This is a genomic window from Streptomyces sp. NPDC006691 (assembly GCF_042869955.1).
Taxonomy (GTDB): domain Bacteria; phylum Actinomycetota; class Actinomycetes; order Streptomycetales; family Streptomycetaceae; genus Streptomyces.
The window spans coordinates 19,457-31,928 of record NZ_JBIAGW010000016.1 but is presented as its reverse complement, the minus strand read 5'-3'; the positions used below and the strand labels follow the sequence as shown (position 1 = coordinate 31,928).

The following is a 12,472-nucleotide window of genomic DNA, read 5'->3' as shown; positions in this document are numbered from 1 at the left end:
CAAAGGGGCGCGGGGAACGGCGCGAAAGGCCCCGGACGACCCGCACCCGTACAGACAGCCCGTTGAGGGGCGCGGGGAACTGCGCAACCCCGCCCGAGCCGGCCCGCGGCCAACGGGCAACGGGCAACACGCGGAAGCAACCGCGACCGAGGCGCGCCTCGGACCGGACCCCACCCCGACCAGCCGCGCTACGCCCGCAGCGCGGCCACCGCGGACTTGGCCAGATCGTCGAGGTAGCCCTTCGGCAGCGCGCCCTTGACGACGACGAGCCGCCAGTAGAGGGGGCCGACGATCAGGTCGAGGGCCCGGTCGGGGTCCGCCCCCGGCGGCAGCTCACCGCGCTCGACGGCCTCGCGGACGACCACCGCGGCCACCCCCTGCTGCCCGTCGAGCAGCGCCGCCTTGATCGCCTCGGCGATCTCCGGGTGGCGTACCGACTCCACCAGCAGGTCGGGGATGACCTGCGAGGCGATCGGATGGCGCAGGGCGAGCGAGGCGACGGCGAGCAGCGCGCGGATGTCCCCGTACAGAGACCCGGTGTGCGGCACCGGAAGGCCCTGTTCCGCGAAGGCCGACACCAGGTCGAGGACCAGGCTGAGCTTCGACTTCCAGCGCCGGTACACCGCGGTCTTGCCCACGCCCGCGCGGCGCGCGATGCCTTCGATGGACATCCGGGCGAAACCGACCGCGGCGAGTTCCTCGAAGACGGCCGCCCGAATGGCGACCGTCACGTCCTCGCGCAGCACGGCCGCACCGGCGGGAGCGCGACGCGGCTGCGGGCGCTTCGTGGGCGTCTCCGGGTCCGTCTTGGTCATGCCTTGAGCATAGCGTTGCGACGACACGGTTGCGTTGCGACGTAGAGGCGCCCTACTCTCGCCGTAGCGACGATACGGGTCCGTTCCGTCGCGAGTGATCCCCCGCCCCGGGAAGCCTCCCGGGATCCCCCGGCGAAAGCGACCGCAGTGAGCCAGACCGCACCCGCGCGCGAGACCGCGGCACCCCCGGCAGCCCCGACCGCGTCGGCCTCCATTCCGGCGCAGTCCGGCCGGCACCCCGGCACCCGGGACACCGGCGACCAGGCCCTCGGCCCGGCCGAGCTGGCCGCCAAGTACGGCCTGAAGGTGAGCGGAGCCCGCCCCACGCTGCCGGAGTACATCAGCCAGCTGTGGGCCCGGCGCCACTTCATCACCGCGTTCGCCACCGCCAAGCTGACCGCGCAGTACAGCGAGGCCAAGCTGGGGCAGATCTGGCAGCTGATGACGCCGCTCCTGAACGCGGCGGTGTACTACTTCATCTTCGGCATCCTGATGGGCAACAAGAGCAGCACGCCCGACTACATCCCGTGGCTGGTCACGGGCGTGTTCATCTGGACCTTCACGGCCAACTCGATCATGGCGGGCACCCGCGCGATCACCGGCAACATCGGTCTGGTGCGGGCGCTGCACTTCCCGCGCGCCTCACTGCCCGTCTCGCTCGCCCTCCAGCAGCTCCAGCAACTGCTGTTCTCGCTGGCCGCGCTCGCCATCATCATCATGTGCTTCGGCCAGCTGCCCGGCGTCTCGTGGCTGCTCCTGATCCCGGCGCTCGTCCTCCAGTCGATGTTCAACACGGGCCTGTCCCTGGTGATGGCCCGGATCACCGCGAAGACCCCGGACATCGCGCAGGTGATGCCGTTCGTCCTGCGCACCTGGATGTACATGTCCGGCGTGATGTGGAACCTGGGCCCGCAGCTCAAGAAGATGAACCCCCTGGTGGGCCAGCTGCTGGGGCTCAACCCGGCCGCCGTCTACATCGACCTGGTCCGCTTCGCGATGATCCGCAGCTTCCACGCGAACAAGCTGCCCCCGCACGTGTGGGCGGTGGCCGGCGGCTGGGCCGTCGTCGCGCTGGCCCTGGGCTTCATGTACTTCTGGAAGGCAGAGGAGCAGTACGGACGTGGCTGAGACCCGGACCCTGACCCCGACCCTGGCAGACGGGCGGCCCGAGGACGAGGCCGTCCTGGGCGAGCCGACCGTGATCGCCGACGACGTGCACATCATCTACAAGGTCCACGGGACCGGATCCAAGGGCAAGGGCGGAGCCACCGCCGCGCTCAACCGGATCGTCTCGCGCAAGGAGACCCCCGGCATGCGCGAGGTGCACGCCGTCAAGGGCGTCACCTTCGTGGCCCGCAGGGGCGAGGCCATCGGCCTCATCGGCTCCAACGGCTCGGGCAAGTCGACGCTGCTCAAGGCGGTCGCCGGCCTCCTCCCGACCGCCCGGGGCAAGATCTACACCCAGGGCCAGCCCTCGCTGCTCGGCGTGAACGCGGCCCTGATGAACGACCTGACCGGCGAGCGCAACGTGACCCTCGGCGGACTCGCCATGGGCATGACCCGCGAGGAGGTGCGCGAGCGCTACGACGACATCGTCGACTTCTCCGGGATCAACGAGAAGGACGACTTCATCTCACTCCCGATGCGCACGTACTCCTCCGGCATGAGCGCCCGGCTGCGCTTCTCCATCGCGGCCGCCAAGAACCACGACGTGCTGCTCATCGACGAGGCCCTGGCCACCGGTGACGCCCGGTTCCAGCGCCGCAGCCAGGAGCGCATCAACGAGCTGCGCAAGGAGGCCGGCACGGTCTTCCTGGTCAGCCACAGCAACGCCTCGATCCGGGAGACCTGCGAGCGCACCCTCTGGCTGGAGTCGGGAACGCTGCGCATGGACGGCCCGACGGACGAGGTGCTCGCCGAGTACGAGCGCTTCACGAAGAAGAAGTAGCCGGCCGGGCCCAGCGGGCCCGCACGGTGCGGGGCATCCCCCGGCGGCCCCGCACCACCCGCCGGGCCGTCGCGGCGCCCCGCACCGCCCGGCCACCCCATCGCACCGCCCCGCACCGCCCGCCACCCCCATCGCGGCGCCTCACAGAATCCGGACAAACCGCGCATAAACTTCGCGCGATGACGCCCTCTCAGATGCCCCCGCCGCCCGCCCGGGTCCGCATCCCGGCCCCCGCGCCCGCGCCCGACCCGGGCGCCTTCGGCCGCCGCACCCGGTACGCCGCGCTCGCCGTGAGCTGGCTCGCCACCCGCGCCCTGATGCTCCGCCTCCTGGTCGGCGACGGCCTCGGCGTCGGCGGGGTGAGCGGCGAGGTGTCCGTCCTCTACCGACGCTGGTACGAGCAGCTCGCGACGGGCACCTTCCCCTTCGGCGACCCCACCTGGCAGTACCCGCCGGGCGCGGGCGCACTGCTGCTCGTCCCCTCGCTCTTCCCCTTCCTCACCTTCTTCCAGGCCTTCACCGCCGTCACCCTCGGCTGCGACGCGCTGATCGCCCGCGCGCTGCTGCGCGCCGGAGCGCGCCCCGGCGGCAGCGAGGCCGGGGCATGGCTGTGGGTGGGCGGTCTCCCGCTGCTCCTGCACGTCCCGTACGGCCGCTACGACGTCCAGGTCACCGCCCTCGCGGTGGGCGCCCTGCTCACCCTGCGCCGCCGGCCGGGCCTCGGCGGCGCGCTCGCGGGCCTGGGCGCCCTGGTCAAGGTGTGGCCGCTGCTCACCCTGATCGGCGCCCCGCCCGGCCGCGCCACCCGCCGGGCCGGGCTCGGCGCGCTCGCCTCGGTGGCCGCCCTGCTCACCGTGCTCGCGCTCGCCTTCGACCACACCCTGGACTTCGCGCGCCAGCAGGGCAGCCGGGGCCTCCAGATCGAATCCCTGGGCGGCACCGCGTACCAGCTCGCCCATCTCGTCACGGGCCACCCCGGCCGGGTCGTCTACCGGTACGGGGCCATGGAGTTCAGCGGGCGGTACGTGTCCGCGCTGGCCACCGCCAGCCTTGCCCTGACCGGGCTCGCCCTCTGCTGGCTGGTGCTCTGGCGGGTGCGCGCCCGGCGCTGGACGGTGGCGGTGCCGCTGGACGCGGCGCTGTGCGCGGTGCTGCTGTTCACGGTGACCAGCCGGGTGATCAGCCCCCAGTACCTGGTCTGGCTGCTCGGCCTGGCCGCCGTCTGCCTCACCTCACGCCAGACCAGCCAGCGCCCGGTGGCCCAACTCCTGCTCCCGGCGGCCGCGTTGAGCTCACTCGCCTTCCCCTGCCTGTACGAGGACGTCATCGCGGGGAGTGTTCTGGGCACCACGGTCATGGTCGCGCGCAACACCCTGCTGGTGGCCGCGGCACTGGTCTCCTGCCGCCGGTTGTGGGCCTCGACCGTCACCGCGTCCACGACCACGGTGGCCACCACCGGACGCGCGGAACCCCGCACCCCTTGAGGGGTGCGGGGTTCCGGCGGGGTCCAGCGCCCGACCGCCGGGGCGGCCGGGCCGGCGCCTCAGACGTGCGTGCGCAGCAACGTCCTCATCGTCCGCATCGCGACCGACAGGTTCGCGAGGTCGAACGCGTCGGAGGACTGGATCTCCTCCAGGGTCGAGCGGGCCCGGCCCAGGATCGCGGCGTTCTTCTCCTCCCACTCCTTGAAGCGCTGCTCCGGCGACGTGGTGCCGTTGCCCACGGACAGCACGTCCTGGGTCAGCCCCGCGTGCGCCGCGAACAGGTCCTCGCGGATCGCGGCGCGTGCCATCGACTGCCAGCGGTCGGCCCGCGGCAGCTCGATGATGCGGTCCAGGAGCTGGGTGATCCGCAGCCGGTCGGCCAGGTCGTAGTAGACCTCGGCGACCTGGAGCGGCTCCTTGCCGGTGCGGCCCGCGATGGCCACGATGTCGAGCGCCGGGAAGGCCGAGGAGAACCCGGCGACCCGCCGCGCGAGCTCCTCGGGCACTCCGGCCCCGGTCAGCTCGTCCAGGATTCCCTGGTGCCATTCCAGGTCGGCGCCGCGCAGCAGATCCGTCAGCGCGTCCCAGACCTGGGCCACCCCGGCCGAGAAGTCCTCGATCGTCTCGGCCATCTGGAGCGGCTGCGGCCGGTTGTTGAGCAGCCAGCGCGTACCGCGCTCGACCAGCCGGCGCGAGTGCAGCCGGATACGGGTCTGGACCTCGGCGTCGACCTTGTTGTCGAGCGCCTCCACGGCGTCCCACACCCTGTTCACGCCGAAGATCTCGCGGGCCGCGACATGCGCCCGCACGATCTCCTCAAGCGAGGCCCCGGTCTCCTCGCGGAGCCGGTGCAGGAAGGTCGAACCACCGATGTTGACGGTGTCGTTGACCAGCACCGTGGTGATGATCTCGCGGCGCAGCGCGTGCCCGTCGACCGCCTCGGTGAACTTCTCCCGCAGCTGCTGCGGGAAGTAGGCGTGCAGCAGCTTGGCCAGGTACGGGGCGTCCGGCAGATCGGTGTGGATCAGCTCCTCCGCCACCGTGATCTTGGTGTACGCGAGCAGCACGGCGAGCTCGGGCTGGCTGAGCCCCTTGCCGCTGTTGAGCAGTTCGCGGATCTGGCGGTCGTTGGGCAGGAACTCCAGAGCCCGGTCCAGGTGGCCGTCGCGGCCCAGGCGGCGCATGAAGCGCTGGTGGGCGTGGAGCAGCGAGGGCGACTGGGCGACCGCGTTGGCCAGCGCCACGTTCTGCGCGTAGTTGTTGCGCAGCACCAGGTGGCCGACCTCGTCCGTCATCGCGGCGAGGATCTTGTTGCGCTGCTTGACGGTCATGTCGCCTTCCGCGACCAGGCCGTTGAGCAGGATCTTGATGTTCACCTCGTGGTCGGAGGTGTCGACGCCCGCGCTGTTGTCGATGGCGTCGGTGTTGATCTTGCCGCCCTCGCCCTCGGGTCCGCCCTTGCGGCTGAACTCGATCCGGCCGAGCTGGGTCAGACCCAGGTTGCCGCCCTCGCCGACGACCTTGACCCGCAGGTCCTCGCCGTTGACGCGGATCGCGTCGTTGGCCTTGTCGCCGACCTCCGCGTTGGACTCCGCGGACGACTTCACGTACGTGCCGATGCCGCCGTTCCACAGCAGGTCGACCGGTGCCTTGAGGATGGCCTGCATCAGGTCGGCCGGGGTCAGCTTGGTGACGCCGGCCGGGATGCCGAGGGCCTCGCGGACGTGCGCGTTCAGCGGGATCGACTTCGCGGTACGGGGGTGGATGCCACCGCCGGCCGAGAGCAGTTCCTTGTTGTAGTCGGCCCAGCTGGAGCGCGGCAGGTCGAACAAACGGCGGCGCTCGGCGTAGGAGACGGCCGCGTCCGGCTTCGGGTCGATGAAGATGTGCCGGTGGTCGAAGGCCGCGACCAGACGGATGTGCTCGGAGAGCAGCATGCCGTTGCCGAACACGTCGCCCGACATGTCGCCGACGCCGACGACCGTGAAGTCCTCGGTCTGGCTGTCGTGGCCCAGCTCGCGGAAGTGCCGCTTGACGGACTCCCAGGCGCCGCGGGCGGTGATGCCCATGCCCTTGTGGTCGTATCCGGCGGAGCCGCCCGAGGCGAAGGCGTCGCCGAGCCAGAAGTCGTAGCTGATCGCCACGTCGTTGGCGATGTCCGAGAACGTCGCGGTGCCCTTGTCGGCGGCGACCACCAGATAGGTGTCGTCCTCGTCGTGCCGGACCACGTCGGCCGGCGGGACGACCTCGCCCGCGACCAGGTTGTCGGTGATGTCGAGCAGCGCCGAGATGAACGTTTTGTAGCTCGCGATGCCCTCGGCGAGCCAGGCGTCCCGGTCCACCGACGGGTCGGGCAGCTGCTTGGCGACGAAGCCGCCCTTGGCGCCGACGGGCACGATGACGGTGTTCTTCACCATCTGCGCCTTGACCAGGCCGAGGATCTCGGTACGGAAGTCCTCGCGCCGGTCGGACCAGCGCAGACCGCCGCGGGCGACCTTGCCGAAGCGCAGGTGGACGCCCTCGACGCGCGGCGAGTACACCCAGATCTCGAACTGCGGGCGGGGCGCCGGGAGATCGGGCATCGCCTGCGGGTCGAACTTCATGGAGACGTACGCGTGCGGGTTGCCCTCCGCGTTCTTCTGCCAGTAGTTGGTCCGCAGCGTCGCCTTGATGACGGTGAGGAAGGAACGCAGGATGCGGTCCTCGTCCAGGCTCGCCACCTGGTCGAGGGCGCCGTCGAGCTCTTCGAGGATCCCGTCGATGAGCTCGGTGCCGGCCTTCTGGCGGTCCGGCGAGAGCCGCGCCTCGAAGAGCGACACCAGCAGCCGCGTGGTGTGGACGTTGTCGCGGAGGGTGTCCTCCATGTAGTCCTGGCTGAAGGTGGAACCGGCCTGGCGCAGGTACTTGGCGTAGGCCCGGAGCACCATCGCCTGGCGCCAGTTGAGCCCGGCGCGCAGCACCAGCGAGTTGAAGCCGTCGTTCTCCGCGGCGCCGGTCCACGTCGCGGCGAAGGCCTCCTGGAAGCGCCCGCGCGCGTCGTCGGCCAGGTAGTCGCCGCTGCCGTTGCTCTTCTTCGGCATGCGCAGGCCGAAGTCGTAGATCCAGGCGTGCGTGCGGTCCGCGCAGCGCAGCTCGTAGGGGCGCTCGTCGGTGACCTCGACGCCCAGGCGCTGGAGCACCGGGAGGACCGCGGAGAGGGAGACCTGCTCGCCGATCCGGTAGATCTTGAAGCGGCGCTCGCCGGGAGCCGCACCGACCGGCTCGTACAGCGAGAGCGCGAAGTCCCGCCGCCCGTGCGTGAGTTGCTCCAGGTGCACGAGGTCGGCGACCGCGGCACGCGGGGAGTGGTCGGCCTTGTAGCCCTCGGGGAAGGCGTGGCCGTAGCGGCGCAGCAGCTCGGCGGCGCGCTCCTCGCCGCACTCGGCGTTCAGCGCGTCGGAGAAGCCGTCGGCCCAGGAACGGGCGGCCTCGACCAGGCGGGCCTCGATGCGGTCGGAATCGGCGTCGGTGAGCTCGGTGAGCTCGGTGCCCGCCGGGACGCGCACCACGAAGTGCAGCCGGGACAGGATCGACTCGGTGTTCCAGGCGGTGAAGTCGACGCTGGTGCCGCCCAGTTCCTCCTTGAGGATGTCGATCAGACGCAGCCGTACGCCCGTGGTGTAGCGGTCGCGCGGCAGGTAGATCAGCGCCGAGTAGTAGCGGCCGTACTCGTCCTGGCGCAGGTACAGGCGCAGCCGGCGCCGCTCCTGGAGGTACAGGACGGAGGTGACGATGGAGCGCAGCTGGTCGGCCGGGGTCTGGAACAGCTCGTCGCGCGGGTAGGTCTCCATGATCTGGAGCAGGTCGCGGCCGTCGTGGCTGTTGGGCGAGAACCCGGCGCCCTTGAGGACCTCCTCCACCTTGCGGCGCACGACCGGAACCCGGCGCACGGACTCGGTGTAGGCGGCCGAGGAGAACAGGCCGAGGAAGCGGCGCTCGCCGACCACGTTGCCCTGCTCGTCGAACTTCTTCACGCCGACGTAGTCGAGGTAGGAGGGCCGGTGCACGGTGGAGCGGCTGTTGGCCTTGGTCAGCACCAGGAGCTTGTGCTCGCGGGCCTTGGCGCGGGCGTCGGCGGGCAGCCGGCTGAAGGAGGGCGAGACGGGGTGGCCGTCGTCCTCCTCGCCGTGCTGCGGGTCGGAGCGCAGGATGCCGAGGCCGGTGCCGGGGACCGCGGACAGCGAGTCGTCGTCGGTGAGCTGGTACTCGCGGTAGCCGAGGAAGGTGAAGTGGTCGGTGGAGAGCCAGCGCAGCAGCTCGCGGGCCTCGTCGACCTCCTGCTCCACGAGGTCGCCGGCCTTCGGCTCCTTGGGCAGCTCGTCGGCGATGCGCAGCGCGGCGTCGCGCATCTTCTCCCAGTCCTCGACGGCTTCGCGCACATCGGACAGGACGCGCAGCAGATCGGCGGTGATCTGCTTGAGGTCGGCGCGGTCGGTCTCACGGTCGATCTCGACGTGGATCCAGGACTCGGTGAGCGCGTCGTGCGGCAGCTCGGCGGTCTGGGCGCCGGTGTCGAGCACCTCGATGAGCTTGCCCGTCAGATCGCGGCGGACGATCACCTGCGGGTGGATCACCACGTGGATGCCGCGGTTCTGCCGGGACAGCTCGTTGGTGACCGAGTCGACCAGGAAGGGCATGTCGTCCGTGACGACCTCGACGACGGAGTGGCTGCACGTCCAGCCGTTCTCCTCGACGGTCGGGGTGTGCACCCGGACGTTGGCGGTGCCCTGCGGCCGGTTCTCCGCGAGGCGGTAGTGGGAGAGCGCTGCGCCGAAGACGTCGACCGGGTCGCGGTCGGCCAGGTCCTCGGGTGCGGTGTGCAGGTAGTAGCGCTGGAGGTACCCGAGGAGGACGCCCTGGTCGGGACCTTCCTCGCTCGTGGCCCCAGTCGTGGCCGCCCGGTCGGTCCTGGGGGTGTCCCCCAGGCCTCCGGGCCCCCCGGCCGGGCTGTTCTCAGCTACCCGGGCCGCCCGTGCGAGCAGCTCGGCCTTGGCTTCGTCCAGCTTGGTCTGCATGTCCTCTGGCTCCTGTCGCGCGCCGTTGCGTGACGTAGGGGAAAGAAGCGACGCAACGCCACGACGCGGGGTGTCCGGTCGGTGTCGACGCTATGCCGCGATGAGAGATACCCGGGCGCTTACCGGCCAATTTTGTGGCGTCGAGGCTTGATTCCGGGTGGCGGGAATCAGCGACTGCCCGGGCGCCGTGGCGCTCCGGGCGAAGGGCGGGGGCGGCAGTGCCTCCGCGACATATCGCGCTGATCACGGGACAAGGCTATCGCCCCTTCCCCCCGAACCGTCATGAGCCTTATGTGTACAAAAGCTGGGCCCGAAGTTTGACACTCTGGACAGCGACGCGGCGGCGGGAACGCGCCTCTTGGCAAACGGTCGCCGTGCGGGCAGGTTGACCGTACGGAGTCCGCGGCTGCGGCCGTGTGGTATCCGCAGGTGCGATCGACCTTCAGCCACCCTGGTCCCAGGGCTCCGATCTCCGGGACCCCGAGCCCTGAGCCCTGACAGCCCCTGAGCCCCACAGCCCCCAGAGGAAGCGCACTCATGGCAGCCAAAATCCTCATCGTGACCGGTGACGCGGCCGAATCCCTGGAAGTCCTCTACCCCTACCAGCGGCTGCGCGAGGAGGGGTACGAGGTCCACATCGCGGCCCCGGCCCGCAAGAAGCTGCGGTTCGTGATCCACGACTTCGAGCCCGGCTTCGACACGTACACGGAGAAGCCCGGCTACACCTGGCCCGCCGACCTGGCCTTCTCGGAGGTCGATCCCGGCCAGTACGTCGCCTTGGTGATCCCCGGCGGACGGGCGCCCGAGTACCTCCGCAACGACCCGGAGCTGAGGAAGCTCCTGAAGGCCTTCTTCGACACCGACAAGCCGGTGGCCCAGATCTGCCACGGCCCGCTGCTCACCGCCGCGATCGGCGGCCTGAGCGGACGCCGGGTCACTGCCTATCCCGCCCTTGAGCTGGACATGCAGACGGCGGGCGCCACCTTCCAGGACGCCGAGACGGTGGTGGACGGCACCCTGGTCTCCGCCCGCGCCTGGCCGGACCACTCCAGCTGGATGCGGGAGTTCCTGACCGTGCTGCGGGCGAAGGCGCCGGTCACCTAGGGGGAACCGGGCCGCACCGCTTCTCGGGCCGCCAGGGGCTCGGGCTTCGGGTGCCCGCGCCGCCGGCCGTCGGGGCCCGCCCCTCAGGCCACCAGGTCCTCGGCCACGGCGACCGCCTCCGCGAGGGTGTCGACCACCGGCACCCCCGCCGCAGCGAGGCTGGTGCGGCTGTGGGAGCCACCGGTGAACAGCACCGCCCGCGCCCCCACGGCCGCCGCGGCCACCGCGTCGTCCACCGCGTCCCCGATGACCACGACGCGGTCGCCGGATATCTCCGGGTCCGCCGTCCGCAGCGCGGTCAGATGGCGGACCATGTGCTCCGCCTTGCTGCCGTGCGAGGGCCCGGTGCGGCCGTCGACGCGTACGAAGTGTTCGGTGATGCCGTGCCGCCGCACGATCGGGACCAGGTGTTCGTGCGGCGCCATGGACAGCAGGGACTGGCTCAGGCCCGCCGCCCAGCGCGCCGCGAGCAACTCGGCCGCGCCCGCGGTGAGCCCGCAGGAATCCGCGCGCGACCAGTACTGCCGGTGGAAGGCGGCGTCCATGACCAGCCATTCGGCGTCCGTGGGCAGCCGGCCCATCAGGCGCTGGTAGAACCGGGGTATCGGTACGCAGTACAGATCGCGGTAGCGCTCCAGGGTGATCGGCTCCAGGCCGAGCTCCGCGAAGGCGGCGTTGGTCGCCTCGATGACCGCCACGTTGTCGTCGAGCAGTGTGCCGTTCCAGTCCCAGACCAGATGGGCCTGGCGCTTCCCCGTGTCCTGCCTGCCGTTCCCCATGCGAAAAAGGTACCCACCCGCACTGACAATCGACCACGGACGGGCATGCCCGCAGGTCAGGCGATCAGATGGCGATCAGATGGGGAATCTCCTGCACCCCGAACCACAGCAGTTCGTGGTCCTCGGCCCCGTCCACGGTGAACTGCGCGTCGTCGTCACCGTGGTCGGCGGCGCCGAGCGCGTCGGCCGCGGCCGTCACATCGGCCAGCGCGTCCTCGGCGTCCACGTGCACGGCGGCCGCCTTGGCGAGCGGCACCGCGGCGGCGATCCTGACCTCGCCGAGCGAGCTCGCGTCCAGGGCGCTGTCGGGGTCGGCGGCCACGGTGTTGTCCGGCACGTCCACGGCGACCACGACGCGGCGGCGGGCCGTGCCCGGCTCACCGGCGAGCAGCCGCAGCGAGGCGGCCGCGGCCCGGTTGAGCGCCGCGTACTCCAGCTCCTCGATGTCGTCCGAGACGTACCACTCGCGCAGGCCGGGCGTGACGGCGTAGGCGGTGAGCGGACCGGGGCCGAGCTCTCCGGCGCCGTGGGCCGTCGCGAGACCGGAGATGGTCAGGGGTACGTAGACGCGCATGAGGGACCGCTCTCTTCTCGTCGTCCCATCCGGTCGTGAGACGAATTCAGGATACGCGCGGGAGTCCCCCTTCGAGCTGCCGGTGCCCCCTCGGCGCCGCTCCCCGCCGGATCCGGCCACACCCGTCCCCACCTGGGAAGACGGGCGGACCACTCATCCGGATAGGTGAATCCGTACGCCCTCGCCCACCCCGGGGACCGTCCTTGCGGCCGCTCCCGCTGCCCCCGTACAAGATCCCCAACAGAAGTTACCCACTGGTATCGAAGGGGACGGCAGCCATGAGCGGGACCACGACAGGGCCGGCGGGACGCGGCGACCAGCGCAGGCCCGGCAGCACCGGAACCCGGCGGCCACAGCGGCTGACCCCGCACGAGCTGTTCGCGCAGAAGCTGCTCGCGGTGCTCAGCGGGGAGCGCCCGGTGCACTGGATGCTCGGCCTGACCGTCGGGGACGCCTACGAGCAGCTGGTGCGGCTCGCCCCGCGCACCCCCTTCCGCACCCGCGGCGCCCGGCCCGTCGTACGGTCCTGCCGCGCGGCCCCGCTGGACCGCGGGATCGTCGAGGCGGCCGCCTGCATCGCGGCGGGCGAGCAGGTGCGCGCCATGGCCTTCCGCCTGGAGCGGGGCGCCGACCTGCGCTGGCGCTGCGCCGCGGTGGAGCTGGGCGGCGAACGTGTCCCGGCATAGCGAGGGGCCCGGCACCTTCCGGTGCCGG

9 protein-coding genes are annotated in these 12,472 nt (G+C 71.4%); 5 read left to right on the top strand and 4 right to left on the bottom strand.

The window, feature by feature from the left end; translation table 11 throughout:
• Window positions 1-188 precede the first annotated feature (188 nt).
• The gene (locus ACFYNP_RS28575) at window positions 189-815 is read right to left on the bottom strand and encodes a TetR/AcrR family transcriptional regulator (protein ID WP_388416928.1); all 627 of its coding nucleotides are present in this window, start codon (window positions 813-815) and stop codon (window positions 189-191) included.
• Between the two features lie 147 nt (window positions 816-962).
• Between ACFYNP_RS28575 and ACFYNP_RS28570 the strand changes: the two genes are divergently transcribed.
• The 3 genes from ACFYNP_RS28570 to ACFYNP_RS28560 all read left to right on the top strand — a co-directional run bounded on the left by ACFYNP_RS28570 (window position 963) and on the right by ACFYNP_RS28560 (window position 4,247).
• Window positions 963-1,943 (top strand): ABC transporter permease, encoded by a 981-nt coding sequence (locus ACFYNP_RS28570; RefSeq protein ID WP_388416925.1) that lies wholly within the window; start codon window positions 963-965, stop codon window positions 1,941-1,943.
• Between the two features lie 10 nt (window positions 1,944-1,953).
• Window positions 1,954-2,763, top strand: coding sequence for an ABC transporter ATP-binding protein (locus ACFYNP_RS28565; RefSeq protein WP_388417302.1), 810 nt, complete (start codon window positions 1,954-1,956; stop codon window positions 2,761-2,763).
• 179 nt (window positions 2,764-2,942) lie between these two features.
• Window positions 2,943-4,247, top strand: a complete 1,305-nt coding sequence (locus ACFYNP_RS28560; RefSeq protein WP_388789349.1) for a glycosyltransferase 87 family protein — start codon at window positions 2,943-2,945, stop codon at window positions 4,245-4,247.
• Window positions 4,248-4,306: 59 nt separating this feature from the next.
• Here the strand turns inward: ACFYNP_RS28560 and ACFYNP_RS28555 are convergent, their stop codons facing one another.
• Window positions 4,307-9,301 (bottom strand): NAD-glutamate dehydrogenase, encoded by a 4,995-nt coding sequence (locus tag ACFYNP_RS28555; RefSeq protein WP_388789346.1) that lies wholly within the window; start codon window positions 9,299-9,301, stop codon window positions 4,307-4,309.
• Between the two features lie 537 nt (window positions 9,302-9,838).
• Between ACFYNP_RS28555 and ACFYNP_RS28550 the strand changes: the two genes are divergently transcribed.
• Window positions 9,839-10,405, top strand: coding sequence for a DJ-1/PfpI family protein (locus tag ACFYNP_RS28550; RefSeq protein ID WP_388789344.1), 567 nt, complete (start codon window positions 9,839-9,841; stop codon window positions 10,403-10,405).
• 83 nt (window positions 10,406-10,488) lie between these two features.
• Here ACFYNP_RS28550 and ACFYNP_RS28545 read toward each other — a convergent pair whose 3' ends face one another.
• Both ACFYNP_RS28545 and ACFYNP_RS28540 read right to left on the bottom strand, forming a co-directional pair.
• Complete coding sequence (locus tag ACFYNP_RS28545) at window positions 10,489-11,184, bottom strand: HAD family hydrolase (protein ID WP_388789341.1); 696 nt, start codon at window positions 11,182-11,184, stop codon at window positions 10,489-10,491.
• Between the two features lie 64 nt (window positions 11,185-11,248).
• A complete protein-coding gene (locus ACFYNP_RS28540) occupies window positions 11,249-11,758 on the bottom strand; it encodes a DUF6912 family protein (RefSeq protein WP_388416910.1) in 510 nt (169 codons plus the stop codon).
• 278 nt (window positions 11,759-12,036) lie between these two features.
• Between ACFYNP_RS28540 and ACFYNP_RS28535 the strand changes: the two genes are divergently transcribed.
• Window positions 12,037-12,444, top strand: coding sequence for an Rv3235 family protein (locus ACFYNP_RS28535; protein ID WP_100578644.1), 408 nt, complete (start codon window positions 12,037-12,039; stop codon window positions 12,442-12,444).
• The last annotated feature ends 28 nt before the right edge of the window (window positions 12,445-12,472 follow it).

Bases quoted from the DNA above. Each gene is read 5' to 3' on its own strand.
- ACFYNP_RS28575 (WP_388416928.1), bottom strand. From the start codon at position 815: ATGACCAAGACGGACCCGGAGACGCCCACGAAGCGCCCGCAGCCGCGT.
- ACFYNP_RS28560 (WP_388789349.1), top strand. From the start codon at position 2,943: ATGACGCCCTCTCAGATGCCCCCGCCGCCCGCCCGGGTCCGCATCCCG.
- ACFYNP_RS28555 (WP_388789346.1), bottom strand. From the start codon at position 9,301: ATGCAGACCAAGCTGGACGAAGCCAAGGCCGAGCTGCTCGCACGGGCG.
- ACFYNP_RS28550 (WP_388789344.1), top strand. From the start codon at position 9,839: ATGGCAGCCAAAATCCTCATCGTGACCGGTGACGCGGCCGAATCCCTG.
- ACFYNP_RS28545 (WP_388789341.1), bottom strand. From the start codon at position 11,184: ATGGGGAACGGCAGGCAGGACACGGGGAAGCGCCAGGCCCATCTGGTC.
- ACFYNP_RS28540 (WP_388416910.1), bottom strand. From the start codon at position 11,758: ATGCGCGTCTACGTACCCCTGACCATCTCCGGTCTCGCGACGGCCCAC.
- ACFYNP_RS28535 (WP_100578644.1), top strand. From the start codon at position 12,037: ATGAGCGGGACCACGACAGGGCCGGCGGGACGCGGCGACCAGCGCAGG.